General features: G+C 36.4%; 23 protein-coding genes and 1 pseudogene. 11 read left to right on the forward strand and 13 right to left on the reverse strand.

Annotated features, from left to right (window positions below; genetic code table 11):
• The first annotated feature begins 398 nt into the window (after window positions 1-398).
• The 3 genes from WH390_RS00615 (at window position 399) to WH390_RS00625 (ending at window position 3471) form a co-directional block, all read left to right on the forward strand.
• On the forward strand, window positions 399-1457 hold the full coding sequence (locus WH390_RS00615; protein ID WP_406850610.1) for a hypothetical protein: 1059 nt from the start codon (window positions 399-401) through the stop codon (window positions 1455-1457).
• A gap of 254 nt (window positions 1458-1711) precedes the next feature.
• Window positions 1712-2773: a hypothetical protein gene (locus WH390_RS00620; RefSeq protein ID WP_406850611.1), complete on the forward strand. Its 1062-nt coding sequence runs from the start codon at window positions 1712-1714 to the stop codon at window positions 2771-2773.
• Window positions 2774-3174: 401 nt separating this feature from the next.
• On the forward strand, window positions 3175-3471 hold the full coding sequence (locus WH390_RS00625; protein WP_406850612.1) for a hypothetical protein: 297 nt from the start codon (window positions 3175-3177) through the stop codon (window positions 3469-3471).
• Window positions 3472-3553: 82 nt separating this feature from the next.
• Here WH390_RS00625 and WH390_RS00630 read toward each other — a convergent pair whose 3' ends face one another.
• Window positions 3554-4591 (reverse strand): IS5 family transposase, encoded by a 1038-nt coding sequence (locus WH390_RS00630; protein ID WP_032116610.1) that lies wholly within the window; start codon window positions 4589-4591, stop codon window positions 3554-3556.
• Between the two features lie 694 nt (window positions 4592-5285).
• Between WH390_RS00630 and WH390_RS00635 the strand changes: the two are divergent.
• The 3 genes and pseudogenes from WH390_RS00635 (at window position 5286) to yjiA (ending at window position 8718) form a co-directional block, all read left to right on the forward strand.
• Window positions 5286-7439 (forward strand): annotated as a pseudogene (locus tag WH390_RS00635) (carbon starvation CstA family protein).
• Between the two features lie 71 nt (window positions 7440-7510).
• A complete protein-coding gene (locus tag WH390_RS00640; protein WP_032116611.1) occupies window positions 7511-7714 on the forward strand; it encodes a YbdD/YjiX family protein in 204 nt (67 codons plus the stop codon).
• A 35-nt stretch (window positions 7715-7749) separates the two neighbouring features.
• Window positions 7750-8718, forward strand: a complete 969-nt coding sequence (yjiA, locus tag WH390_RS00645) for a GTPase (protein WP_032116612.1) — start codon at window positions 7750-7752, stop codon at window positions 8716-8718.
• A gap of 54 nt (window positions 8719-8772) precedes the next feature.
• Here yjiA and WH390_RS00650 read toward each other — a convergent pair whose 3' ends face one another.
• The 3 genes from WH390_RS00650 to WH390_RS00660 all read right to left on the reverse strand — a co-directional run bounded on the left by WH390_RS00650 (window position 8773) and on the right by WH390_RS00660 (window position 12578).
• Window positions 8773-10113 carry an MATE family efflux transporter gene (locus WH390_RS00650; protein ID WP_032116613.1) on the reverse strand — a complete coding sequence of 447 codons (1341 nt, stop codon included), beginning with the start codon at window positions 10111-10113 and terminating at the stop codon, window positions 8773-8775.
• Between the two features lie 401 nt (window positions 10114-10514).
• Window positions 10515-11345, reverse strand: coding sequence for a phosphoenolpyruvate hydrolase family protein (locus WH390_RS00655; protein ID WP_032116614.1), 831 nt, complete (start codon window positions 11343-11345; stop codon window positions 10515-10517).
• Window positions 11346-11360: 15 nt separating this feature from the next.
• Window positions 11361-12578, reverse strand: a complete 1218-nt coding sequence (locus tag WH390_RS00660) for a Tm-1-like ATP-binding domain-containing protein (RefSeq protein WP_032116615.1) — start codon at window positions 12576-12578, stop codon at window positions 11361-11363.
• Between the two features lie 217 nt (window positions 12579-12795).
• Between WH390_RS00660 and WH390_RS00665 the strand changes: the two genes are divergently transcribed.
• On the forward strand, window positions 12796-13422 hold the full coding sequence (locus WH390_RS00665; RefSeq protein ID WP_032116616.1) for a TetR/AcrR family transcriptional regulator: 627 nt from the start codon (window positions 12796-12798) through the stop codon (window positions 13420-13422).
• Window positions 13423-13553: 131 nt separating this feature from the next.
• Here WH390_RS00665 and speD read toward each other — a convergent pair whose 3' ends face one another.
• From speD to WH390_RS00680, 3 genes are all read right to left on the reverse strand, one after another.
• Complete coding sequence (gene speD, locus WH390_RS00670) at window positions 13554-14354, reverse strand: adenosylmethionine decarboxylase (protein WP_032116617.1); 801 nt, start codon at window positions 14352-14354, stop codon at window positions 13554-13556.
• 26 nt (window positions 14355-14380) lie between these two features.
• Window positions 14381-15244 (reverse strand): polyamine aminopropyltransferase, encoded by an 864-nt coding sequence (speE, locus tag WH390_RS00675; protein WP_032116618.1) that lies wholly within the window; start codon window positions 15242-15244, stop codon window positions 14381-14383.
• 105 nt (window positions 15245-15349) lie between these two features.
• Window positions 15350-15703 (reverse strand): YacC family pilotin-like protein, encoded by a 354-nt coding sequence (locus WH390_RS00680; protein ID WP_032116619.1) that lies wholly within the window; start codon window positions 15701-15703, stop codon window positions 15350-15352.
• 226 nt (window positions 15704-15929) lie between these two features.
• Here WH390_RS00680 and cueO point away from each other — a divergent pair, with 226 nt between their 5' ends.
• Window positions 15930-17513: a multicopper oxidase CueO gene (gene cueO / locus WH390_RS00685; RefSeq protein ID WP_032116620.1), complete on the forward strand. Its 1584-nt coding sequence runs from the start codon at window positions 15930-15932 to the stop codon at window positions 17511-17513.
• A gap of 115 nt (window positions 17514-17628) precedes the next feature.
• Window positions 17629-18165 carry a hypoxanthine phosphoribosyltransferase gene (hpt, locus tag WH390_RS00690; RefSeq protein WP_032116698.1) on the forward strand — a complete coding sequence of 179 codons (537 nt, stop codon included), beginning with the start codon at window positions 17629-17631 and terminating at the stop codon, window positions 18163-18165.
• A 58-nt stretch (window positions 18166-18223) separates the two neighbouring features.
• On the opposite strand, the gene can is transcribed toward hpt, so the two are convergent.
• Window positions 18224-18877: a carbonate dehydratase gene (gene can / locus WH390_RS00695; RefSeq protein WP_032116621.1), complete on the reverse strand. Its 654-nt coding sequence runs from the start codon at window positions 18875-18877 to the stop codon at window positions 18224-18226.
• Window positions 18878-19040: 163 nt separating this feature from the next.
• Here can and WH390_RS00700 point away from each other — a divergent pair, with 163 nt between their 5' ends.
• On the forward strand, window positions 19041-19985 hold the full coding sequence (locus WH390_RS00700; RefSeq protein ID WP_032116622.1) for an ABC transporter ATP-binding protein: 945 nt from the start codon (window positions 19041-19043) through the stop codon (window positions 19983-19985).
• Window positions 19982-20752, forward strand: coding sequence for an ABC transporter permease (locus WH390_RS00705; protein ID WP_032116623.1), 771 nt, complete (start codon window positions 19982-19984; stop codon window positions 20750-20752). Before WH390_RS00700 ends, WH390_RS00705 begins: the two co-directional genes overlap by 4 nt.
• Window positions 20753-21481: 729 nt before the next feature.
• On the opposite strand, the gene folK is transcribed toward WH390_RS00705, so the two are convergent.
• The 5 genes from folK to sfsA all read right to left on the reverse strand — a co-directional run bounded on the left by folK (window position 21482) and on the right by sfsA (window position 25954).
• Window positions 21482-21961: a 2-amino-4-hydroxy-6-hydroxymethyldihydropteridine diphosphokinase gene (folK, locus tag WH390_RS00710; RefSeq protein WP_032116624.1), complete on the reverse strand. Its 480-nt coding sequence runs from the start codon at window positions 21959-21961 to the stop codon at window positions 21482-21484.
• A 30-nt stretch (window positions 21962-21991) separates the two neighbouring features.
• Complete coding sequence (gene pcnB / locus WH390_RS00715) at window positions 21992-23320, reverse strand: polynucleotide adenylyltransferase PcnB (RefSeq protein WP_406850714.1); 1329 nt, start codon at window positions 23318-23320, stop codon at window positions 21992-21994.
• A gap of 314 nt (window positions 23321-23634) precedes the next feature.
• Window positions 23635-24537 (reverse strand): tRNA glutamyl-Q(34) synthetase GluQRS, encoded by a 903-nt coding sequence (gene gluQRS / locus WH390_RS00720; RefSeq protein WP_187290975.1) that lies wholly within the window; start codon window positions 24535-24537, stop codon window positions 23635-23637.
• Between the two features lie 61 nt (window positions 24538-24598).
• On the reverse strand, window positions 24599-25054 hold the full coding sequence (gene dksA, locus WH390_RS00725) for an RNA polymerase-binding protein DksA (protein WP_032116626.1): 456 nt from the start codon (window positions 25052-25054) through the stop codon (window positions 24599-24601).
• A gap of 195 nt (window positions 25055-25249) precedes the next feature.
• Window positions 25250-25954 carry a DNA/RNA nuclease SfsA gene (gene sfsA / locus WH390_RS00730; RefSeq protein WP_032116627.1) on the reverse strand — a complete coding sequence of 235 codons (705 nt, stop codon included), beginning with the start codon at window positions 25952-25954 and terminating at the stop codon, window positions 25250-25252.
• Window positions 25955-26100 lie beyond the last annotated feature (146 nt).

Consider the following 26100-nt stretch of genomic DNA (forward strand, 5'->3'; position numbering starts at 1 on the left):
TAGTAATAAAAGTAGTAATACTAATAAAAGCAGCAATATAAATAAAAGTGGCAATAACAATAATATTAGATTTCACCATCATTATAGTTATTAAAAACAATATCACACTGCTGATAAATATTTATTTATAAAAATTTATGATGATTTTTATGACTATATAAAATATATAGGTAGGTTGATTAATTTAACTTTATTTTATTGTTGAAAAATGAAATCCATTTTGTCAATTATATAATTAAATAATATTTCTAATATTACAATTATATTGTTTGTTAATCGTTATAAAGTTATCTGTTTTGATAGAATCTAATTTTATATAATTATTAATTAAAAGTTTAATTATGTTGTGATATTTTTATTTTAAATCTTATAAATCTATTTTAATAAAGGAGAAAATTATGAGGATTATATTGATAATTATTTTAAACCTTAGCTATATAACTCTTGGTTTTGCTAATATTAATGGTTTACTTGGTTTTGATCCCTTCGGTGGTTCTAGCGCTGATTCTAATGTTTGCAATGCTATTAGTGGACCGCTGACAATAAATGGAAGAGATATTATTGTTCCAAATGATACGCCTGTTGGTACTTTGTTAGCTACCTTCACATCAAGTTCATTTAACACTTATCGTTGTGATGAAAATGTTAAAAATATGGTCAGCGGTGGCAAGCTCTATGGTGAATTTGCAACACTTATAAATGGTATCCGAGTATATAAGACCAATATCGCAGGGATTGGTTATACTCTTGGTGTTCAATCAATGTGTCAAAATATGGCTTTCCCAACTAAAGGTTGGAAAGATCAAATAGATAATATAGATGTTTGTTTGTCGAATAAGGGTTGGGAGCGAATAAATCATAATTTTGAGGTCGGAATCTATAAAATAGGCGCTATTGAAAATGGAGTAGTTGAAAAAAAACAAATTGGCGCAACCATTTTAGCATATAAAGATACCAGTTTATGGGCTAATGAAAATCCAGTGTTTTTGAATAGTTTTAGAGTAACAAAGGTAGATAATGGAGATAAGCTAAATAGCTGTATTCAACATCATAATCAACACAATCATCAACATCAACATCAACATCAACATCAACACAATCATCAACACACTCATCAATATAATTGGCCTAATGATAACAGTATAGATTTTAATAAAAATAATAATGCCAATAATAACTTGAATAATAATGCCAATAACAATGGCAATAATAATGCCAATGATAATACCAGTAAAAACACTAATGATAATGCCAGTAAAAACACCAATGATAATACCAGTAAAAACACCAATGATAATGCTAATAAAAACACCAATGATAATGCCAATAAAAACACCAATGAAAATGCTAATAAAAACACCAATGATAATGCTAATAAAAACACTAATAACAATGTCAATAACAACACTAATAATAATGGTAACAACTCTCAAAATAATGCAAAAAACAATTTTTAATACAAATGACGATATTTTGTCATAGGGGTTTATAATTTTCAAATTTCTATCTAATAGCTAAGAAAAATATTTTTTAATTACTCCATTTTTATATTGTTTCTACTCTGCATTCATAGATTAACTAATGAAATTTAATATTATTTCTTGCTAAATTTCAACTAACAAATTTATTTTTAAAAAATATATTTTAGTAAATTTATTTATAAGTATTAAAAATCAATCACTCAAAATTTACCTTAATAAATGAGGTGCATATGAAGAATATATTATTAATACCTTCTGTTTTATTTAATTTAGCTTATAGTACTTTATCCTTTGCGGGATGTAATGCTATTGGTGGGCCATTAACAATAAATGGAAAAGATATTGTAGTCAATAATGATACGCCTGTTGGTACTTTATTAGCCACTTTTTCCCTAGGCTCAATGCAAACTTATAGCTGCGATAATAATAATACTAACAACATGACTACTGGAGGAAAAATATATGGTGAATTTGCTACATCTATAAATGGTATTAGAGTGTATAAAACCAATATTGCCGGAATTGGTTATTCACTTGGTGTTCAGAGCATGTGTGGCGATGTATATTTTCCGGCTACAGGTTGGAAAAATAATCTAAATAATATTTCGGTTTGTTGGCATAGCCATACCTGGAACCGGATAAACCATAATTTTGATGTCAGGATCTATAAAATAGGACCTACCGAAAGTGGAACTGTTGCCAAGAAACAAATTGGCGCTACTATTTTGTCTTACAACAACACTAATATTTGGGCGAAGGAAAACCCAGTATTTTTAAATGCTTTTGATGTTAAAACAGTAGGTAATAATAATCAGGACGGTAATAATAGCAACCAAGGTAATAATAATGGCAATCAGGGCGGTAATAATAGCAACCAGGGTAATAATAACGGCCATCAAGGCGGCAATAATGGCAACCAAGGTAGTAACCATAACGGCTATCCGGGCAGCAATAATGGCAACCAAGGTAGTAACCATAACGGCTATCCAGGCGGCAATAACGGCAACCAAGGTAATAACAATAACAGCTATCCCGGCGGCAATAACGGCAACCAAGGTAGTAACCATAACGGCTATCCAGGCGGCAATAATGGCAACCAAGGTAATAACAATAGCGGCTATCCGGGCGGCAATAATGGCAACCAAGGTAGTAACCATAACGGCTATCCAGGCGGCAATAACAGTAATCAAAACAATAATAATAATCAGTGGGATAATAATAACCAAGATAATGGTCGTAACCATGTATGGCCTAATGGTGGAAATAATAACCCCAATAGTAATAATTTTTAATTTTGCAATAATGGTTATTAAAATAAATATAAGTGTATTAGTTATAAAACTTTATACTCATCTAAATTATGCAGTACGATATTTTATCATTAGTATATAAAATAGTTTAAATAAAATTTTCAGTTGTAATTTTTCTTATATTAAATATTGAGTTAATTGGTGGGTAAAATTAAATTTAGTCTGATAGAGTTGTTGTTGAACAATATTTTAAAGATATTGATAACAATTTTCCCATTCTGAAAAATTGTATGATTTAATATTTTTTATTGAATAGAAATAAAATTGACAAGTTAATTTCTATAATAATTCTTTTTAGGGAATATATATTTTTATTTTAAAAAAATAATTTACCAAGGATGAGTAATGATTATGTAAAAGCAATTTTAGAAAGGAATATACTTATGAGAAATTTATCTTTAATTATGCTGTTTATTTGTAGTTTGAATTATACCCCATCTGTTTTTGCTCAATGTATTGAGGTTGGTGGGCAAATAAAGGTGGATGGAAGAGATATTATTGTGAAGAATAATATGCCGGTAGGCACATTATTAGGTACGTTCACAACTGATGTAATTAAAACTTATCAGTGTGCTAATGTAAAAAATATAATTACTGGTGCTAGAGTACATGGTGAATTCGCGACATACGGGCACCTCGAAAAACTCGAAATCTTCAATGGCTCTCCGGCTTGTCTCTAAATAATTAGATGTTTTTTGATCCCCCCGCTACTAATCCTACCGTCCATTGCCATGGACAGTGTCATTTTGTCCATTCTGGGCGTTAAAAAGCTAAGATGCCGGTACGCTGGAAGTACGCCAACCGCTTTAGGTTGTAACATGCTGCCATCATCGTCATGGCAAAATTAGCGCGCACTTGCCCAATGGTACGGATCAGTTTTCTACCCATTTGTTCCATCGCCGCGAATGCATGTTCAACCCGTGCCCTAATCTTTGCAATCCGGTGGTTGCGCCCTTGCTGAGTCTTGGACAACGGTTTATTTCGATGGCCTTTACGCTGAATCTGGCTCCTATAGCCGTTTGCCTTGAGCCAAGCTTCCCGTTCCGCAGAGGGATAGCCTCGGTCGGCGTAGATATTACGGTTGGTGTTGGCCTTGTCGATGACCCTCTCGAAATGCTGACTGTCGTGAGTGCTGGCCGTATCGGTGACGATTTTTCTGATGAACTTGTACTTCTTGTCCATGTTCACAGAAAGCTTATAGCCATAATGGCTCTTACCGTGTTTTTTAGTCCACGTGGCGTCTAAATCTTTTTGCCGCCGCTTGGTTGGTTTCCAATGAGCAGGTATCGCTTCCTGCTTGAGTTGCTCCTTTTCGTCCTTCGTGAACGACTGCTTCGGAGCAGGTACCAAGGTGGCATCGATGATTTGGCCTCCCCGAGCTATAAAGCCTTTCTTCAAAAGCTGTGAGGTTACACCATCGAAAATGGCTTTAGCACCAGCTTCACCGATCCTGTTCTCGAACGTCCACACAGTGGTACGGTCAGGTATATTGATGGCATGGAGCAACCCACAGAAACGCTTGAAGCTCATTCTGTCCAAAAGCTGGTACTCCATCTGCTCGTCAGACAGGTTGTAGATACGCTTTAGAACTAAAATGCGAACCATGGTCTCGGTTGGAAATGGTGGACGTCCTCCTTTTTTGCTGACAGGGCGTGGTACCACATGGTCGATTTCCGCTGCCAGATGCGCAAAGTCTATACAGGTTTCGATCTTGACCAGAGGGTCGACCAACTGGTCAATCGTCTGTAGGTGATACCGGTCTGCAAGGAGGTCATACTTAATGGCGTTTCTTTTCTGCATGGTGGTCAGGGCAATAGGTCAGTTTTCGATAATTTTATCTGCGAAATCAAACTCTGGTTAGGTTTTTCGAGGTGCCCACCTATATATTTCAATAAAAAATTAAACATAAATTTTTCAAAGCAATTAACTTATAGTGCAAAATTTTATCAAACTGATAATAGTGTTTCTGCCGGAACGGTTAATGCAACAGCAACATTTACTATTGATTATAAATAATATATTTTTCTTATTAAAGATATTAATATATCGATAAGATAGGGTGATTATTTGATTTTTTAGCGTTTTATATATTTATTTCAACAATAAATTAAAATATTAACTTCACTTTAATTTTATTAAACAGTAATATTTTATTTTTACTAACATTAATAATTTTTATCATTTTACAATAATAACATTTTTAACCTGTTGACAATAAATTACATATTAATAGTTAACAATTGTGTTGTTAGCTTTGTCACAAAAAAATAGCTCTTTTTTTATTTATAACCACTCATTGGATTTATTTAACCGTTTAATATTTTACTTGACCGTTTACATAGAACAAAATCAACCACTACCTCTTCCGATTTATTATATTGAGCATGACAAAGGATATTTTTAACTGTCATGAATTAAAAAACAAATGCTAAAAAGAATAAATAAAAATCATTCTCATTTGACATATTTATTTAACCTAGGAAGAGTTTCTTAAATGAATAAGAATAATATATTAAGGCATATCCCTTGGCTAATATTAGGGATCATTGGTGCTATTTGTTTAGGTGTCGTTGCCCTTAGACGTGGAGAACATATTAGCGCTTTATGGATCATTGTTGCTTCCATTGCCGTTTATTTAATTTCATATCGTTATTACAGCTTGTATATTGCCAAAAAAGTATTACAGCTTGACCCAACTCGCTCAACACCCGCAGTACTTAATAATGATGGATTAAATTATGTGCCAACCAATCGCAATGTTTTATTTGGCCATCATTTTGCCGCCATTGCCGGCGCTGGCCCATTAGTAGGGCCCGTATTGGCGGCACAGGTTGGTTATTTGCCCGGTACACTTTGGCTGTTAGCGGGGGTGGTGCTGGCCGGTGCTGTACAGGATTTTATGGTGTTATTTATTTCATCGCGCCGCAATGCGATTTCTTTGGGGGAAATCGTAAAAAAAGAGATGGGCGTGGTGCCAGGTTCAATTGCATTATTCGGCTGCTTTTTGATTATGATTATCATATTAGCCGTATTGGCGTTAATTGTAGTAAAAGCATTGGCCGAAAGTCCATGGGGAGTGTTTACCGTCTGTTCAACAGTACCGATTGCATTTTTTATGGGTATTTACATGCGCTATATTCGGCCTGGTTGTGTTGCAGAAGTCTCGATTATCGGTGTTATTCTGCTAATTGCGGCTATTTGATTTGGTGGTGTGATTGCTCATGATCCTTATTGGGGACCAGCGTTAACCTTTAAAGATACCACCATTACTTATGTCTTAATTGGTTATGCTTTTATTTCAGCGTTATTGCCAGTGTGGTTGATTTTAGCGCCACGAGATTATTTGGCGACCTTTTTGAAAATAGGCGTCATTGTTGGTTTAGCAATCGGTATTATTATTCTTAATCCAGATTTAAAAATGCCAGCGGTAACCCAATTTGTTGATGGAACGGGTCCGGTTTGGAAAGGGACATTATTTCCTTTTCTATTTATTACTATTGCTTGCGGTGCCGTGTCTGGTTTTCATGCTTTAATTGCTTCGGGAACAACGCCTAAATTATTAGCCAATGAAACCGATGCGCGTTACATCGGTTATGGCGCTATGTTAATGGAATCATTTGTGGCTATCATGGCACTAGTTGCTGCCTCTATCATTGAACCTGGCCTCTATTTTGCCATGAATACTCCACCGGCAGCGTTAGGTTTTACCATGCCTAATTTGCATGAATTAAGTGGCTCCGATGCAGCTATGATTATGGCGCAATTGAAAGCAGTTACAGTACATGCTGCGGCAACAGTCAGCTCTTGGGGATTTATTATTTCGCCAGCGGAAATCTTACAAACAGCTAAAGATATCGGTGAACCTTCTATTTTGAATCGTGCCGGTGGCGCGCCTACACTTGCGGTAGGTATTGCTTATGTGTTCCAGCAAATTATTCCTGCCGCTGATATGGGATTTTGGTATCACTTTGGTATTCTTTTTGAAGCTTTATTTATTTTGACTGCTTTGGATGCTGGCACACGTTCTGGTCGATTCATGTTACAAGATCTTTTGGCTAATTTTATTCCTGTATTGAAAAAAACAGATTCATTAATTGCTGGCTGTATTGCTACTGCTGGTTGTGTTGGTTTATGGGGATATCTACTTTATCAAGGGGTTGTTGACCCGCTAGGCGGGGTTAAAAGTTTATGGCCATTATTTGGTATCTCTAATCAAATGTTGGCCGCTGTTGCGTTAGTATTAAGTAGCGTTATTTTGATTAAAATGAAGCGCACTAAGTATATTTGGGTAACGCTTGTCCCAGCAATATGGCTATTAATATGTACGACATGGGCGTTAGGTTTGAAGTTGTTTAGCTCTGATCCTCAGCTGGAAGGGTTTATCTATTTGGCTCATTCATATCAAGACAAAATAGCAACGGCAACTGCGGTAACAACAGCTCAAAAACTGTCTGATATGCATCATATTGTGATCAATAACTACACCAATGCAGGATTAAGTATTTTATTCTTACTAGTGGTGTATAGCATTATATTCTATGGGCTTAAAATAGCGATAAAAGCCTGGAGAACAGCTAAACGTTCAGATATTGAAACACCATATGTTTCTGTCGCTGAAAGTGATATTAAAATTTCCTCCTCACATTAATTAATATTAAATCCATTGTTCTCCACAAAGTAGGTTATAAGCTTAGGTGGGGTATTTTTGAGGTAATAAATATGTTTAATAATCTTGGACAAGTAGGTAAATATTTGGGGCAGGCGGCACTTATGCTAATCGGTATTCCTGACTATGATAATTATGTTCAGCATATGCGTAATACTCATCCTGAGCAATCTATCATGAGTTATGAAGAATTTTTTCGCCAACGTCAGGCAGCGCGCTATGCTAGTAGTGATAACGGCGGTTTTCGCTGTTGCTAGCCATTATTCAATGGATGTGATAACTGAGGCTTAGCATGACATCAATATCAGTAACAATATTGACCGGCTTTCTGGGAGCAGGCAAAACAACATTGCTTCGTCATATTCTCAATGCAGAACATGGTTATAAAATTGCAGTTATTGAAAATGAATTTGGAGCAGAGTCGATTGATAGTGAGCTTATCGGTGATAATGCCACTCAGATAACAACTTTAAGCAATGGTTGTATTTGTTGTAATCGTTCGAATGAATTGGAAAATACGCTATTAGATTTACTTAATGCTATAGATAACAAGCAATTAGCTTTTGATCGCCTGATTATTGAGTGTACTGGAATGGCTGATCCTGGCCCTATTACGCAAACTTTCTTTTCACATAAAGTTTTATGCCAACGTTTTTTGTTAGATGGCATTATTGCGGTTGTGGATGCGGTACATGCTGAGAAACAGCTAAATCAATTTATTATTGCTCAAGTGCAGATTGGTTATGCGGATTGTATCTTGCTAACTAAAACCGATATTCAAGCAAATAATACCGCATTAATAGCCCGTTTACAGCGTATTAATGCCCGAGCACCTATTTATCAAGTCACCCATGGTGATATGGCGATACAGTCATTATTTAACATAAATGGATTTATGCTTAACGATAAGTTAACTATTTCAAAGCCTATTTTTCGTTTTATGTCCAGCACCCAAAATGCCATTCAATCAATCGTTGTCTATCTTGATCAATTAGTTGAATTGTCGGAACTATCAAAAGTGATGGAGAAGTTATTATGTCGCCATGTTGATAATCTCTTACGTTATAAAGGAATATTGGCGATTAAACATCAGCCCTGCCGATTAATATTTCAAGGAGTTCAGCGTTTATATAGTGCTGATTGGGATCGTGAGTGGCAAAATGGCGAGGCGCGTCAAGGGGTAATGGTTTTTATTGGTTTACATTTACCTGAAGAGGAAATTCGGCAACAATTTGCATTATTAACCGAACGCGTTAATTGATCAGTTATTTTGGGCTACCTTCGTTACTTAAAGACAACAAAGGTAGCAATAATATTAGATATCGAGCCGTTTGGTTTGCCAACGCTTAGAGTGCCAACGCCAGGCATTGGTTAAACCTCGTAGCCATTCATCACATAGAAATCCAAGCCATATTCCTAATAATCCCATTTCCATTTTTAAACCTAAAAAATAGCTGATTGGCAGCGCAATACCCCACATAGAAATAAGTGCGGTGCAAAAGGGAAAGCGGGCATCGCCAGCAGCACGTAAGGCATTCACCATGACAATATTTAGTGTTCTGCCAGGCTCGAGAAAAACAGAAAGCAAGAACAGCGGAAGTAATAACTTTATAATATTGTGATCTTCAGTAATTGCATCCAATAGAGGTATACGAAATAACCAGAAGCAAAATACAATACCAATGGTAATAAAAAATCCCCATTTTAAGCTTTTCAAACCTCGTTGGTATGCATCTTCAAAACGCTTGGCACCGACTAAATGACCCACCATGATTTCATTACCAATACTAAGAGAAATACCAAATAGCATAATAAATAGTGAAAGTTGGAAATAGAGGGTTTGAGCAGCAAGAGAGGTTTCTCCCATTAAACCGATGAAAGCAGAAGCAACCATATAGTGTAAGATCCAGACTAAATTTTCGCCTGCAGAAGGAAGTCCGATATGTAATATTTTATTCAACGTATTTTTTGACCAGTGTAACAGCAAAGAGGGTACAAATTTGATCCTTAGCCCACTGAATAATAAGAAGAAAAGTAATATTATAGCGACTATACGACCGATCGCTGTAGACCAGGCAACGCCAGTTAAGCCATATTGTGGTAAACCAAAAAAACCATATAAAACGATCATATTACCGAGGATGGTGATCAGATTGGCAATAAATGTTACCCACATTGCCGGTTGTGATTTGCCATAAACACGCAAGCAAGCCGCTAATATGATTGAAATTGCTTCTGGTATTAAGCATAAACCAAGAATATGTAAATAAGCGTAACCATAATCCAGCAAATGTGCTGGTGTATTCATGATACCAAGTATCTTATAGCCAAAGAGTAGAATAATGGCGGCACTGATAAAGCCTAATAGGAAATTAAAAGCAATAGAGATATGAATGGCATGACTAGCCTTTTCTTTTTTACCTGCCCCTAAATATTGGGCGATAACAACGCTGCATCCTACACTGATAAAGTTAAATATGGTGATAAAAAGATCAAAAACTTGGTTGCCTACTCCCATTGCGGCTAGATAAGCGGTGGAGACGTGACTAACCATATAAGTATTGATAAGTAATGTCGCAAAATGTAGCAAAACATCAATAAAAATGGGCCAACTTAGCGAGTAAAGTGAACGATTGGTAACATCAGATGAATGCATTATGCACCTTTTTAAATATACAAGAAGATTTTTGGCAAAATAGACAAAAAACAGTTAAATATTTTACACATTTTATTTTTGTATGATAGATGATTAACTATTTATTATATATCGGTCTTTTTTATTTAAATTTTATTAGTTAGATTAAATAGAATGCTTAAGAATTTTCTTTATTTTATAATTTGTTGTTTTGCATTAACAAATTAAGTGATGATATTAATATTAACAAATCTATAGTAACTTATTATTAACAATCATTAATTTGTTGCAAGAGTTCATTTTATAGGCTGGGTATTAATTAAATAATAATTAATAAAAATAAGCCTGTGGTAAATACCACAGGCTCCTGGCGTTAGCGATCAAAAGTTTGGTTGATTTTACAACCTAAAATGGATTAAAAATTATTTTCGTTTTATCGTTTTAAATATTTTTGTAGTTTCAGTAATGGCAGTTTCTGCCGGTAAACGTTCCATAGAACTTGCTCCATAAAAACCGTGGCAATCAGGGCAATTTTGTAAAATATATTTTGCATCTTCAGGTGTCGCAATAGGACCGCCATGGCAAAGTACAATAATATCTTTACGAACAGACTTTGCCGCTGCCGCCCAATCGTTAATCAGTTTTACGCAATCCTCTAACGTGTGAGTTGTTTTGGCACCAATATCACCACCTGTTGTTAATCCCATATGCGTGACGATAATATCAGCACCAGCTTCTGTCATGTTTTTCGCATCGATGGCACTAAAAACGTAAGGCGTTGTTAATAAATCTTTTTTATGGGCTTGACGGATCACATCAACTTCTAACGCATATCCCATGCCTGTTTCTTCAAGGTTAGCTCGGAAATTACCATCGATCAAACCAACAGTAGGAAAATTTTGTATACCGGCAAATCCCATTATTTTTAAAGAGTCAAGATAGGTATCGAATTGGCAAAATGGGTCGGTACCATTAACACCCGCTAATACCGGAGTATTTTTAACCACGGGTAAAACTTCTTTTGCCATTTCCATAACAATATCGTTGGCGTTACCATAAGCAAGTAAACCCGCCAATGAACCTCTACCAGCCATGCGATAGCGGCCAGAATTATAAATCACAATCAGATCAATCCCTCCTTTTTCTTCACATCTTGCTGATAAACCTGTGCCGGCACCGCCACCGATAATTGGTTGACCATGTGAGATCATCATTTGGAATTTTGCTAATAATGATGCGCGTGTTTGTTTCATTTTCATAACTCCAAATTAATTCATTAGTTCTTGGTGCAATTCTATCACTTGATGACCAAATTCTGCTGAATTGATATGATAAGGAGTGATTATCAGTTTTCTGTTAGCTGTGGTTTGGTAGTTTGATTTAAACGCATCAATGAAGGCTTGGTTGGCTTGTGGTGACCAAAAAACGCCATCTTCAATATCTAAGGCGGAAAATCCCCCGGTTGGAATGATAAAAGTAACATCGCCTTGACATTGATTCAGCTTATGCGCAATCCAGACTCCCATCTGATAATTTTCCTCGGCTGTGGTGCGCATTAATGTAACTTGGCTATTATGATGATAAAAATGACGATCTTTATATTTGTCAGGGATGGAGGTTGGACGACCAAAGTTAACCATATCTAATGCACCGCAAGAGATGATACAGGGTGTTTTGGTACGCATGATGGCACCAAAGCGATCTTCATCACAGGCAAGTATGCCGTCAAAAAGGTAATCACAAACTTCCGTGGTTGTTATATCAAGCACGCAATCCAATAATTGGCTATCAACTAGTTTTTCCATTGCTTTGCCACCACTTCCGGTAGCATGAAACACTAAACAATCATAATGGTTATCTAATTTTTGGGTTAACTGTTGGACACAGGGTGTTGTTACCCCAAACATAGTTAGCGCCAGAGTTGGTTTATTTTTGTTTTCATCTTCATCAGCAGAATTAAAAAGTACCGCACCTGCGATTTGCGCAGCGGCATTTTTTAAAATTTTACGGGAGATAGTATTCAGGCCAGAAATATCTGTAACTGAGTACATTATGGAGATATCACTGGCACCGATATAGCCTGAAACATCACCAGATGCCATCGTCGAGAGCATTAACTTTGGAATACCGATGGCAAGAGACTGCATTGCGGGTGTAATAAGTGCTGTTCCACCTGAACCACCTAATCCAAGAATAGCTAAAACATCTTTTTGTTGTGAGAGATATTTCTCAAATGCGATTGCCATAGCTGCGATAGCTTTTCCTCTATCTTGGCTAAAGATAGCTTCTCTTCCTAAAGGATGATAGCTGGCAATAGTTTCAGCACTAATATCCGTTTTATTATTCAAATTGTTAGGATTAGTACTTAAATCAATAATACGTACCGCTAAGCCAGTTTTTTTTATAAGTTGACTAACATAATAAGTTTCGATTGCCTTGGTATCGAGTGTTGCGGCAATGTAGATATAGCTTTGCTGTTCCTTCATCATAAATCCTTGATTGTTTGCTGACTTGGATGGGAGTATTATAGGCGCAAAAAAAGTAAGCGATCATTTATGCTTTTTATAAATTGAGATATTAGTCTCAATTTATTTTTAACTCTTTAGCATTATATTGTTTTTTTATGCAGTAAATTCTAATTATAAAAGTTATCGTAAAGGTGACGTTTAAATCCATTTTGGTTAGTAATAAAGGATAAATTTTATGACGTCAATTGATTTTACTTCACAATATACTGGCACCAGGAAACGAACTTTTAACCGATTAATTTCTACCGCATTGAGCTTGTTTGAAGATGGAAAATTGCCTTCTGTTTCTGAAGTTGCCTCGCATGCTGATGTTTCGAGAGCGACAGCTTATCGTTATTTTCCAACTCACAGTGATCTAGTTTCCGCCATTGTGAGTGAAAGCTTGGGGCCTATTTTAACTTGGTTGCCTGATAGCCAAAAAACTGAAGAACGGATCCAAGAATTATTGTTATTTGCCTATCCGAGGATGTTTCAATATGAAGGGGCGCTTAGGGCAGCATTACAAGTATCTTTGCAGCAATGGGCGGCAGCTCGCTCATCAACAGTAAAAGTAGAAAAACGTTTAGTTCGGGGACATCGGAAAGATATTTTGGCGATGATTGTTGAACCTATGAAGGATGATTTTTCCCCTGAAATTATTGAGAAAGTGAAGAGATCGTTTTCCCTTATTTATGGTTCTGAAGTCTTTTTGGTAATGAAAGATATCTGGAATATGGACAATGCGGAGGTAATAAAAATTAACCAATGGATAGCAACAGCGATTTATAATCAAGCCATAAAAGATAATGAAAAAAGCCAATAGGTCTGTTTGTTAGCCAGTAATATTCATTTAGTGTGCCATAAGTTGCTAAAGTAAAAAATTGATATCAACACTGAATGGAGTCGTATGATTAGTGGATAAGAATCTACTTTCGATCCACTAATCGTTATAAATTATAATTCTGGCAAATTACGGCCGTAATAAATCTCTTGCATCTCTTTTTTCAACAGATAAGTAATCTGTTTTTTTTCCTCAACAGCCAGCTGTTCTGCGGTTGTATTAAACAAATAGTTATTCAGATTAAGCTCAAAGTTTTTTAGCATCATTTTAGTATGGAAAAGATTTTCCTGATAGAGGTTAACATCTATCATATGGTACTGAGACTGAAATTCTTCTGGCATATAATTTTGGATGGAATTGATTTCGTGATCAATATAGAGTTTGATGCCATTAACATCGCGCGTAAAACCACGAACACGATAATCAATAGTAACAATATCTGATTCAAGTTGATGGATAAGATAGTTAAGAGTTTTTAATGGCGAAATTACGCCACAAGTGGAAACTTCGATATCCGCTCTAAAAGTGCATATACCATCCTCTGGATGGCTTTCTGGGTAAGTGTGAACACAAATATGACTTTTATCCAGATGAGCAACAATAGAATCGGGTAATGGCCCCGGATTTTCGGTGTTGTCTACATCTTTGGGATTGGTTGAATTTTCACTGATCAAAATGGTAACGCTGGCACCTTGAGGCTCATAATCTTGTCGGGCAATATTCAAGATATTGGCGTCAATGATAGAGCAGGTTTCGGTAAGGATTTCAGTCAGGCGTGTTGCATTATATTGTTCATCAATATAAGCCAAATAACTATGGCGATCTGCTGCTGTTTTGGCATAACAGATATCATATATACAGAAACTTAGGCTTTTAGTTAAATTGTTAAAGCCATGTAATTTCAATTTTTGCAATTTATTTCACCTCCTATTGAGTAAAACTAAACTTTTTTAGCGAGTAAATCCAGTAAGTACTGTGGTAAAGCGAAGCTGGCAAGATGCAGTGCTGGTGTATAATAGCGACAAATAATTTCTGCTTTTTTAAAACGGTTTTCCAATATTTGCAAGGGTATTTGACGTAATTTTGTTGTTTGACTTGCCCAGGCAAAGGTCATCATGCCGCCATAGTAAGACGGTATAGCGGCTTGATAAAAGCTGCAATCATTAAAGTAATTAGATAGTTTTTGATGACTATTAATTACTTCATCTTGTTGCAAGAAACAAACACCATTTTGCGCAACTAAAATGCCATTTTCATTCAGGCAGTTGACACATCCTTGGTAAAAATCTGAGGTAAATAGCCCTTCTCCTGGTCCGATAGGATCGGTGCAATCAGAAATAATAAGGTCAAATTTTTGCTGGGTTGTCTTAACGAAATTGACGCCATCATCAATGACCAATTTAAAACGCGGATCGTTATAAGCACCTGCATTATGATTGGGTAGATATTGGCGACAAAATTCCACTACACCCGCATCAATTTCAACCATAGTAATGTTTTCTAAATATTGATGGCGACATACTTCACGTAACATTCCTCCATCACCACCGCCAATTATTAGTACTTTTTTAGCGCAGCCATGGGCAAATAGAGGGACATGAGTCATCATTTCGTGATATATAAATTCATCCCGTTCAGTTGTTTGTACTACGCCATCAAGAGCCATAATCCGCCCCATCTCAGCATTCTCAAAAATAATCAGATTTTGGTGAGCTGTTTTATTATGGTACAGTATATTATCGATAGTAAAATATTGACCTACATTTTGGTGGAGTGTTTCGAGCCAAATTTCTTTTTTTGACATACTTGTCTTTTCCTTTCTAACAGAGTTAAAAAAGCGCAGCTAATAATTTGTTTCGTTTCAATGGTCAGCTAGAAATTTCTTATCTAAATGGACGAAAGAAAGTATTTATTTTACATAGGCAAATAGTGCTAAAGCGTCATTGGCAAGCACCCGGCATTTCTTTTTACGAGGGATAGGGATTTTTTTTAAGTCATCATAACGCTCTTCATTTAATTTTGCCATGGCACTTTTGTCGTAATTACTTATATCCCAATGATTACTCTGGGCAAAATAGAAGATTGCTCTTTCAATTTCACGATCAGGAATTTGTGAGTAACCACAATCATGCTTTAAAAATATATAAACAGCTGTTAAATCAGCTAGATTTTCTGTTTCATTGATTGATAGGGAAAATGCTTTGGTTGAAAAAGCAAACCAAAAAAGCAGAGTTATATGTGAAATAAAAATAATTTTACGCATTCAGTTATTTGTATAATTTAAATATCAATTTATTCTATTAATAGTTATAGCACTATTAAGTATACTTTTTTTAGCAAAACTAGATAAATATATTGTCATAGTAGATAAAAATATTGGCTTGACCTTCCAGTAAGTGGAACCTCTATATTTTAGTGAAATTATCTATTTTCTACCATTTCACTTCTATACCTTATCTTATTAGGGTCTAATAATAAAGGAGCAAGCTATGTTGCGTCGGGATTTTATGAAACTGGCAGCGGCAATCGGTTCAGTAAGCTTATTACCAACCTGGAGTCGCGCTGCATTATCTGCAACTCAATATCCTTCTTTACCTATTCCACCATTATTATGGCCTGATAATCATGGCAAAATTAAGATCCGGGTTACGCAAGGTAAAACGCAATTTTTACCAGCAAAATCAGCGCTAACATGGGGTTATAATGGATCGTTATTAGGACCAGCTATTAAGCTTAAATCAGGCCAGCGTGTCACTATTGATATTGATAATCAGTTATCCGAGGCTACCGCATTGCATTGGCACGGACTAAAGATCCCCGGCGAGGTTGATGGTGGCCCTCATTCAATAATTAAACCAAATGCGGTGAGGAGGGTTAATTTTATGGTTAACCAGCCTGAGGCAACTTGTTGGTTTCATCCGCATCCTCATGGCAAAACGGGTTATAAAGTTGCCATGGGGTTGGCGGGTTTAGTATTAATTGAGGATGAGAACAGCCAATCACTCAAATTGCCAAATCAATGGGGCATTGACGATATTCCGGTCATTTTGCAGGATAAACGTTTAAATAGCGCAGGGCAGATAGATTATCAGCTTGATGTAATGAGTGCCGCTGTTGGCTGGTTTGGTAACACTATGTTGACTAATGGCGTTGTATTACCTAGACATTCAGCCCCTAAGGGTTGGTTACGTTTACGTTTTCTTAATGGTTGTAATGCCAGAAGTTTAAATTTGGCAACTAGTGATGGACGTAAAATGTATGTTATTGCTAGTGATGGTGGATTGTTAAATGAACCTGTTGCAGTCGATCAATTACCGATGATAAGTGCCGAACGCTTTGAGGTATTGATAGATGCCTCAAATGGTAAAGCGTTTGATATTGTTACATTGCCAGTCAAACAAATGGCTATGACACTCGCACCTTTTGATCAACCGCTGGCCTTATTGCATATTGAGCCCGGATTGAACGCGAGAGCCACTTTTTTACCTGATAGCTTAGCTTCTATTGCCTCATTGCCTGATTTGGCTGGTATTAAACAGCGTCAATTGCATTTAATGATGGATGCCCGTTTAGATATGCAAGGGATGATGGCGCTTAGAAAACAGTATGGTGAGCAGGCTTTGGCGGGTATGAATATGCATGGCCATCACAATATGATGAATAGCAACGGCGATCATCCTATGCATAATAGTCATCAGAAAGGCAAAGTCATGAATCAACCCTTCGATTTTCAGCATGCCAACAGTATTAATGGCCGACCTTTTTCAATGCATGAATTGGCATTTAATGTTGTTAAAGGTCAATATGAACGCTGGCTCATTTCTGGTCGTGGTGACATGATGTTACATCCTTTTCATATTCATGGAACCCAATTTCGGATCCTTAGCGAGAATGGTCAAGCAGTGGCTCCTCACCGACAAGGGTGGAAAGATACTGTACGAGTTGATGGCGATATCAGTGAGGTGCTAGTAAAATTTGATCATGTAGCAACCCAAGCACATCCTTATATGGCACATTGTCATTTGTTAGAGCATGAAGATACCGGCATGATGGTCAGTTTCTCGGTTAGCTAAGATATTAACTATTTTATTTATGTTGTTAATCAATATTGAGTGAGGGCATTTTATCGCGTCTTTATTGTCCTTATGTTAGAATCTACGGTTTTTACTTCCATGAATGCCTAAAGTTATGAAACAAATTGTAGAAGTCATGATCTCAGAAGCGGATGTTAAACAACGTATTGATGAGATGGCAAAAGAGATTGTTAAACATTATAAACCATTGCAAGATGAGTTGGTGTTGGTTGGTCTTTTGAAAGGCTCTTTTATTTTTATGGCTGATTTATGTCGTAAAATTGATATCCCGCATGAAGTCGATTTTATGACGGTATCAAGTTATGGCAATGGAATGACTTCAACTCGCGATGTGAAAATTATTAAGGATCTGGATGAAGATATTCGCGGCAAGCATGTTCTGATTGTTGAGGATATTATTGATTCGGGTAATACACTCAAAAAAGTCCGTGAAATTTTAGAATTACGTGGTCCTAAATCTGTCGCTATTTGTACGTTATTAGACAAACCTTCTCGACGTGAAGTAGAGGTTCCTGTTGAATGGACTGGTTATGCTATTCAAGATGAATTTGTTGTTGGTTATGGTATCGACTATGCGCAGCAATATCGACATTTACCCTATATCGGGCATGTTATTTTACTAGACGATTAAACAGTAGTGTTATTTATTGGCTGAAAAAATCGAACTAACGTTCGATTTTTTGCGGTGTTTATTTTTGCTGGTTTAATTTAGCAATAGCTTGTCGATAAGTGAGTTCAAGTTGTTCACGGCTATTAGCGGTCACATCAAGATCATTGAGTCTGCCATTATTTATACCATAGACCCAGCCATGAATGATGACGTTTTGGCTGCGTCGCCAGGCAGATTGTATTATTGTTGAATGACCAAGATTATAAACTTGCTCGATGACATTGAGTTCACATAAACGATTTGCCCGTTCTTGCGGAGCCAGTTCACCTAAAATTGAGCTATGTTTAAACAAGATATCACGCACATGCAGTAGCCAGTTATTAATTAGGCCCTGTTCAGTATTATCAATTGCAGCTTCAATACCACCACAACCATAGTGACCACAAATGATAATGTGTTCAACCTTTAGTACGTCAACAGCATATTGGATAACAGATAGGCAATTTAAATCAGTATGTATCACCAAATTAGCGACATTGCGATGGACAAATAGATCGCCTGGTGCTGCTTTAATTAATTTTTCGGCCGGAACCCGGCTGTCAGAGCAGCCTATCCACAGAAAATGTGGATTTTGAAATTTTGCTAATTCTTTAAAAAAAGAGGGATTTTCTTTGGTTACCGATTCTGACCACTGTAGATTGTTTTCAAACAGTTGTTTAATTTTTTTCATCATAATTCACGTGGATTAGTTATGTTTAACTGCGATAATAATCATATACAAGATCAATTTATTTTTTAATATTTACTAGCTGTTAGTTATAGTTTAATTGAAAAAGATTGCTAATGGTGTGATTTATTATCATGTATGGAATAAAAATAGATAAGAAAGGTTTTTTATGACTTATGCTTTAGAACTGCTTCAGCTTACAAAAACCTATCCTGGTGGTGTGAAAGCATTAACCGGCATTGATTTACAGGTTGAGGTAGGTGATTTTTATGCCTTATTAGGACCTAATGGTGCGGGTAAGTCAACGACAATTGGTATTATCAGTTCGTTAGTCAATAAAACGAGCGGTAAAGTGAGAGTGTTTGGTTATGATCTCGATAAAGACGTGGTGAATGTTAAGCGTCAATTGGGATTAGTGCCACAAGAGTTTAATTTTAATCCGTTTGAAACGGTATTACAGATAGTGCTGAATCAAGCCGGTTATTATGGGGTTCAGCGTTCCTTAGCCTTGTCTCGGGCAGAAATGTATCTTTCTCAACTGGCTTTGTGGAATAAACGTAATGAGCCTGCGCGAGATCTCTCCGGTGGCATGAAACGGCGTTTAATGATTGCTCGCGCATTAATGCATCAACCAAAGTTATTAATTTTGGATGAGCCAACCGCAGGGGTCGATATTGAGCTGCGCCGTTCAATGTGGAGTTTTTTAAAGACTTTAAATGCGCAAGGCACCACCATTATTTTAACGACCCATTATCTGGAAGAAGCAGAAATGTTATGTCGTAATATTGGTATTATTCAATATGGAGAATTGATTGAGAATACCAGTATGAAAAAACTACTCAATCAGTTGGAGTCAGAGACGTTTATTTTTGATTTGGCGCCAAAGAGTCCTATTCCTACATTAGATGGTTATAAATTCAGGCTGGTGGATACTTCAACACTAGAAGTCGATGTATTTCGAGATCAAGGCCTGAATGGTTTATTTAGCCAATTTTCTAAGCAAGGAATACAGATAACCAGTATGCGTAATAAGGTAAATCGTTTGGAGGAATTATTTGTTGGTTTAATGAATAAACAGCATCCACTATCGATAAAGCAAGGGGAAAATAGATGACTCAGCTCTACTGGGTGGCGATGAAAACTATCTGGATCAAAGAAATAACACGTTTTGCGCGTATTTGGGTACAAACTTTACTACCACCAGTGATCACTATGTCACTCTATTTTATTATTTTTGGTAGTTTAATTGGTTCAAGAATTGGTAATATGGATGGCGTGAATTACATGCAGTTTATTGTTCCTGGTTTGATTATGATGTCGGTGATCACTAACGCTTATGCTAATGTTTGCTCTTCTTTTTTTGGTGCAAAATTCCAAAAAAGCATTGAAGAATTGCTGGTTGCACCAGTTCCTACCCATATTGTGATAATTGGTTTTGTTGGCGGAGGGGTTGCTAGAGCGGTATTGGTTGGTCTTTTTGTCACTCTGGTTTCGCTCTTTTTTGTCCCATTACATATTTATTCATTATGGGTGGTAATTATTACTGTATTAATGACAGCAATTTTATTCTCATTAGCTGGATTGGTGAACGCGATATTTGCCAAAACATTCGATGATATTAGTATTATTCCTACCTTTGTCTTAACACCATTAACGTATTTAGGTGGTGTTTTTTATTCTTTGTCACTTTTGCCTGAATTTTGGCAAATGGTATCTAAGCTTAATCCGATTGTCTATATGATCAGCGGGTTACGTTATGGATTTCTTGGCATTAGCGATGTTGAATTATCTATTACCTTATCGGTGTTAGTGATTTTCATTGTTATCTTATATGCCATAACTTGGTACTTAATTGAAAAAGGACGAGGATTAAGAACGTAATTACTAGTGCACAGTGCGATAAATATATAAGGAATTGCGCTATTTTTTAGCGCTTCCGCTGCATTATCTTTATGTTGCTGTCATGGTTTTTGTTTTTTCTGATAATGTTGGTTAGTTTTATAGATAATGGTAAAAGTTTATGATGGTGAGTCGTGTGGCAGGGGTAAATAAAAATAATAAAAAATTTAGTTTAATTTTAAGGTGTCGAAACAGATAGTAGCTTATCTATTTCCATAGTAATTTGTTTTTTATTATAATTTGAATTTAATTTTTTAACTGTAAAACGTTTATAAACGTCGATTATTGGTTTTATTTTAAAAACTATCTGTTTTTTATTTTATGCTGTTAATTTTTTTATTATCAGCTGGTGAGTATTTAAAATTGTTACACCAACATAAGTTAACTCCAACTCTTTTTTAATAACGGCATAGTATAATGGCAACCATTAATACCTTTGCTGTTACCAGATAATAATCATTTTTTTTTGAAAATTTTTCATTTAAATCTCATTTTAGTTACCTATTTATTTTTTCTGACAATATTAGTTGTACACAACTAATGTTTTATTACCTACGGTTACTAATCGTGTTCAATTTTAAAATGGAAGTTTATTTTTTAAGTTATGCAGTGTTTAATTTACGGTAACAATTTCATTATTAATGAAATTTTGTTATTAAATATTACGATCGATATATAGCTTGCCCATAGCCAATTGAATCATTGGCTAAATTACCATAAAGTCAGTTCATTTTTAGCAACCTGCTGCAATCTATCACTGAGTAATTCACCATCCGGAAAGCGTAGCTGAGGGGCAATTTCTGCTAAGGGATAAAGCACAAATTCTCGTTCTTTAAGGCCATAATGAGGGATAGTTAAATGCGTTGTCTGAATAACCTGTTGGCCATATAACATAATATCTAAATCGAGGGTTCTTGGCCCCCAACGATCGGCTTTACGCACTCTAGCATGCATTAATTCAATCGATTGAGTATGTTTAAGTAGGGTTTCGGGCAATAACTCAGTATCTAACGCGATAACGGCATTGAGATAGTCAGGCTGATCTTGTGGCCCCATCGGTTTAGAGCGATAGAAAGAAGAAACGGCAATTGGTTTGGTATTTGGTAATTGCTGCAATTCTCTAATGGCACTTTGTACTTGTTGTAAGGGGTCATCTAGATTGCTGCCAATGGCGATATAAACACGTTGCATATTTAATTAACTCTGTTGTTTTTTATTGGTTTACGATTGGTGTGATTTCGACGACGTGTGATTTCGACGACGTGTCCAGTTACGACGATGAGTCGGGATACTTCCTAGCTCTGAGATCATTTCATGCTGTAGGTTATTATTGGCTTGTTGAAACTCAGCCCACCAATGAGCCAGTTCTTCTAATTCACGTCGTTGTTCTACGTTGGCGCGTAGCTCCAGGAGATCAAACGCTGCGCGAAATTTTGGATGTTCAAGTAGCTTATCTGCTTTTTTCCCTTGGCGCCGTGGTAGTCGCAATTGTAGCTGCCAGATATCGCGCATTGTTGAAGTAAGCCGTTTAGGGATAGCGATAGAACGGCATTGTTCATCGAGGATATCATTCATTGCGATCGCAAAGGCTTCGTAATAGGGTAAGCCACTTTCCTGAGAAAGCCTTTCGGCATGTTCTACCAGTGGATACCATAACATGGTAGCAAATAAGAATGCAGGATTAACGCGTTTATTATTTTTTATTCGATAATCAGTATCTTGCAGCACCTGATTAATGATAAGTTCCATCGGTGAATCATCATTGGCGGTGAAGTGTCGTTCAACTAACGGAAACAATGATTGAAAGAGACTATAACGCCTTAATTGTTGATAGGTTTGATAACCTTGACCAGTTTGAAGTAATTTGAGCGACTCTTCAAATAGACGTGCTGATGGAATGTCTTTTAATAAAAATGCCAGTTGTGGAATAGGTTTGGCAGTTTCAACATCAATTTGCATATTCAGTTTGCAGGCAAACCGAATAGCGCGTAGCATCCTAACGGGATCTTCTCGATAACGGATTTTTGGATCACCTATTAGGCGAATAGTGCCATTTTTTAGATCCTCAAATCCACCAACATAATCGCGTAGGGTAAAATCGTTAATTCGGTAATATAGGCTATTGATGGTAAAGTCGCGTCGAATGGCATCGTCTTCAATGTTACCAAAAATATTATCTCGCAGTAACATACCACTTTGTGCCTGGTGAGCCATATCCTTATTATTAGTATCAGTTTGTTCATGAGAACCACGAAAAGTAGCAACTTCGATGATTTCATAACCAAACATGATATGCGCTAAACGAAAACGGCGTCCGACTAGACGACAATTACGAAATAATTTGCGAATTTGTTCAGGTGTTGCATTTGTAGTAACGTCGAAGTCTTTAGGTTTTTTACCTAATAGTAAATCTCTGACGCTACCACCGACCAGATAGGCTTCATAGCCAGCATTATTTAGACGATAAAGCACTTTCAGTGCATTGTCACTGATGTCTCTTCGCGAAATAGGATGCTTATCGCGCGGAACTATGGATATTGAAGTATTTATAGCAGAATCGGGTGTCTGTTTATCTGCTAATTGAGCACTTTTAATGATTTTTGTACTCCGATATCTTTTTGTTAGTAAAGCTTTTACCTTAGTTTTGGACCTAGTGTCAGTCTCAGAACTATCATAAGATTTCTGTTTACTTCGATTATTCTTTTCTTCTCGTATCAATAAATTACGACAGAAATTGGCTACCCGGGTAAAAATAATACACCTCGATATCTAATGCGATTTTAGTTAAAAAAATAAATACTAATAATTAATCATATCTTATAGGATTTTTTTTGAGAATGCCTAAGTAGGATAAAAATTACTAATTAATCATAATAGGTAACAATTCTCCTGCCTGGTTGGATGCTATCTAATTGCCAATTTTGTACAGCCTGGCTAAGTAATTGTTCAGTACTAAGGTCTTGCCAATTAATAATAGTTGTTTGTGATAAAAAATTTAGTGCATCAACTAAAATAGGCCTCGGATCGTTCATCGGCAGCGGCGGGGTATGATTTTGTTTAGAAAGTTTATTATGAGAACGATTTAATACTAGTGGTAAATGCACATAATCGGGTTGCGGAAAAGCCAGATAGCGATAGAGAGAAATTTGTCTAACGGTTGGCGCAATGAGATCCGCACCACGAACAACTTCGGTAATACCTTGGTCGTGATCGTCAATAACGACAACCAGATTATAAGCAAATAAATTATCTTTTCGAACAATAATGAAATCTTCTTCTGCCAGAGAGCAAGGCGCTACATAGTCACCTTGTAATTGATCATAAAAACTATACACCGGTTTTGACTGTATTATCCTCAAAGCTGCGGCAGAACAAGATAAACCAAGATTGCGACAATGAGCGTCGTAATAACCACCAATAGTATTAATACGTTGGCGGGTACAGCGACAGTAATAGCAGCCATGGCACTGCTTTAGCTGAGTTAAAATGTCACAGTAAATATCATGGCGTTGTGATTGATAGATTATTTTACCATCCCAATGTAAGCCATAATGGTCTAAAGTTTTTAAAATGTGAGAAGCTGCACCCGGCACTTCTCTAGTGGTATCGATGTCATCGATCCTAACATACCACTTTCCTTGCTTTTTTTTAGCTTGTAGGTAGCTACCAAGCGCAGTAACTAACGAGCCAAAATGGAGATCACCTGTGGGTGACGGAGCAAAGCGTCCAATATAAGGTGGAATGTTAGTAATTATTGAATTACTCATTTATTTCAAAAGGATACGGTACACTTTTGTGTACCGTATTTTTATGGTGTAAGATTATTGGCTAACCCGCCATCTGTTTTTCACGCATTTCAGCTAATGTTTTGCAATCAATGCATAAATCAGCTGTTGGACGAGCTTCTAAGCGGCGGATACCAATTTCAATCCCACAGCTTTCACAATAACCAAAATCTTCATCATCAACTTTTTTTAGCGTCTTCTCGATTTTTTTAATCAACTTACGTTCGCGATCGCGATTACGTAACTCAAGGCTAAATTCCTCTTCCTGTACCGCTCTATCAACGGGATCAGGGAAATTTGCCGCTTCATCCTGCATATGAGTTACAGTGCGGTCGACTTCATCTCTGAGTTGATTGCGCCATGTTTCGAGAATGCGCTTAAAATGTGCCAATTGGGCATCGTTCATGTACTCTTCGCCAGGCTTTTCTTGGTAAGGATCTACCCCAGCGATGGCGAGAATGCTTAAGGACGAGGTTTTAGGTTTTTGCCCTTCTTGCATAATGCTTCTCCTACACACGCAATATTCAAAAGAACCCCTCAAGGGGGAAAAACTAAGGCCGCTATAAATAACAGAACACTCTAAACTTGGCAATGGTTCTTACAATTCGTTTTACTGTACCAGGGTGATGCGCGTGTTATCTGCCTTAATTTGTATGTAAAACGAATTTTGCCTAAAAGAATATAATAGCTTGGTTTATTGAATAAATGGTATTTTTTTATCCATTGCTAGCCCTTTTTCTGATATTTTAATCTGATAGCAGAGTATTTCAATACCAACATTTGTTGCTTGCTGTAAGAGCGCAGCATATTGACAATCAATATGGCTTGCAACGGACATTTTCTTTATACCAGTATGAAGTACGGCAAAGAACAAAACTGCTCTTTCGCCTCGTTCGGCTATCAAGGATAGTTCACGTAAATGTTTTTGCCCTCTTATTGTAACAGCATCAGGAAAATAACCGATATTGTTTTCTAGTAAGGTGACTGATTTTACTTCAATATAGCAATTAACTTGCTGTTTTTTCTTTAGAAGGAGATCGATTCGACTATTTTCGTCGCCATATTTCACTTCCCGGCTAATGTTATCATAATCGGATAATTCCGGAATTTTATTTTCAGTTATAAATTGACTAATTAAATCATTTGCTCGATGAGTATTAACACAAATCCAATCGCCAGTTTGTGTTTGTGTCAGTTCCCAGCTATGTGGATATTTTCGCTTAATATTATTAGATGTTGAGTACCAAATTGTATCTCCGGGGGTTGCACAGCCTGTCATGGCACCTGTATTGGCGCAATGAATGGTTAGTAATTTACCTGCTGGTGTAATAACATCAGCAAGAAAACGTTTATAACGCTTTACTAATTGGGCTGATTCTAGTGGCGGGAACCAATACATTGCTAGCTACTCCGGTTGTGATAGACACGGCTAAAGGCAAAGCAATGCTACAATATTTGGCACTAAAAGTTAATAATTGTTGCTTTTTCATATAAATTAATGGATAGATAGTGTTCATTTAGTAAGATAGTGGTAATAATGTTATT

It is taken from the genome of Candidatus Arsenophonus nilaparvatae (assembly GCF_045346035.1).
Classification (GTDB): Bacteria; Pseudomonadota; Gammaproteobacteria; order Enterobacterales; family Enterobacteriaceae; genus Arsenophonus; species Arsenophonus nilaparvatae.

Excerpts from the sequence above, each read along its gene's own strand:
- WH390_RS00615 (WP_406850610.1), top strand. The coding sequence starts at position 399 with ATGAGGATTATATTGATAATTATTTTAAACCTTAGCTATATAACTCTT.
- WH390_RS00620 (WP_406850611.1), top strand. The coding sequence starts at position 1,712 with ATGAAGAATATATTATTAATACCTTCTGTTTTATTTAATTTAGCTTAT.
- WH390_RS00625 (WP_406850612.1), top strand. The coding sequence starts at position 3,175 with ATGAGAAATTTATCTTTAATTATGCTGTTTATTTGTAGTTTGAATTAT.
- WH390_RS00630 (WP_032116610.1), bottom strand. The coding sequence starts at position 4,591 with ATGCAGAAAAGAAACGCCATTAAGTATGACCTCCTTGCAGACCGGTAT.
- WH390_RS00640 (WP_032116611.1), top strand. The coding sequence starts at position 7,511 with ATGTTTAATAATCTTGGACAAGTAGGTAAATATTTGGGGCAGGCGGCA.
- yjiA (WP_032116612.1), top strand. The coding sequence starts at position 7,750 with ATGACATCAATATCAGTAACAATATTGACCGGCTTTCTGGGAGCAGGC.
- WH390_RS00650 (WP_032116613.1), bottom strand. The coding sequence starts at position 10,113 with ATGCATTCATCTGATGTTACCAATCGTTCACTTTACTCGCTAAGTTGG.
- WH390_RS00655 (WP_032116614.1), bottom strand. The coding sequence starts at position 11,345 with ATGAAACAAACACGCGCATCATTATTAGCAAAATTCCAAATGATGATC.
- WH390_RS00660 (WP_032116615.1), bottom strand. The coding sequence starts at position 12,578 with ATGAAGGAACAGCAAAGCTATATCTACATTGCCGCAACACTCGATACC.
- WH390_RS00665 (WP_032116616.1), top strand. The coding sequence starts at position 12,796 with ATGACGTCAATTGATTTTACTTCACAATATACTGGCACCAGGAAACGA.
- speE (WP_032116618.1), bottom strand. The coding sequence starts at position 15,244 with ATGTCAAAAAAAGAAATTTGGCTCGAAACACTCCACCAAAATGTAGGT.
- WH390_RS00680 (WP_032116619.1), bottom strand. The coding sequence starts at position 15,703 with ATGCGTAAAATTATTTTTATTTCACATATAACTCTGCTTTTTTGGTTT.
- cueO (WP_032116620.1), top strand. The coding sequence starts at position 15,930 with ATGTTGCGTCGGGATTTTATGAAACTGGCAGCGGCAATCGGTTCAGTA.
- hpt (WP_032116698.1), top strand. The coding sequence starts at position 17,629 with ATGAAACAAATTGTAGAAGTCATGATCTCAGAAGCGGATGTTAAACAA.
- can (WP_032116621.1), bottom strand. The coding sequence starts at position 18,877 with ATGATGAAAAAAATTAAACAACTGTTTGAAAACAATCTACAGTGGTCA.
- WH390_RS00700 (WP_032116622.1), top strand. The coding sequence starts at position 19,041 with ATGACTTATGCTTTAGAACTGCTTCAGCTTACAAAAACCTATCCTGGT.
- WH390_RS00705 (WP_032116623.1), top strand. The coding sequence starts at position 19,982 with ATGACTCAGCTCTACTGGGTGGCGATGAAAACTATCTGGATCAAAGAA.
- folK (WP_032116624.1), bottom strand. The coding sequence starts at position 21,961 with ATGCAACGTGTTTATATCGCCATTGGCAGCAATCTAGATGACCCCTTA.
- gluQRS (WP_187290975.1), bottom strand. The coding sequence starts at position 24,537 with ATGAGTAATTCAATAATTACTAACATTCCACCTTATATTGGACGCTTT.
- dksA (WP_032116626.1), bottom strand. The coding sequence starts at position 25,054 with ATGCAAGAAGGGCAAAAACCTAAAACCTCGTCCTTAAGCATTCTCGCC.
- sfsA (WP_032116627.1), bottom strand. The coding sequence starts at position 25,954 with ATGTATTGGTTCCCGCCACTAGAATCAGCCCAATTAGTAAAGCGTTAT.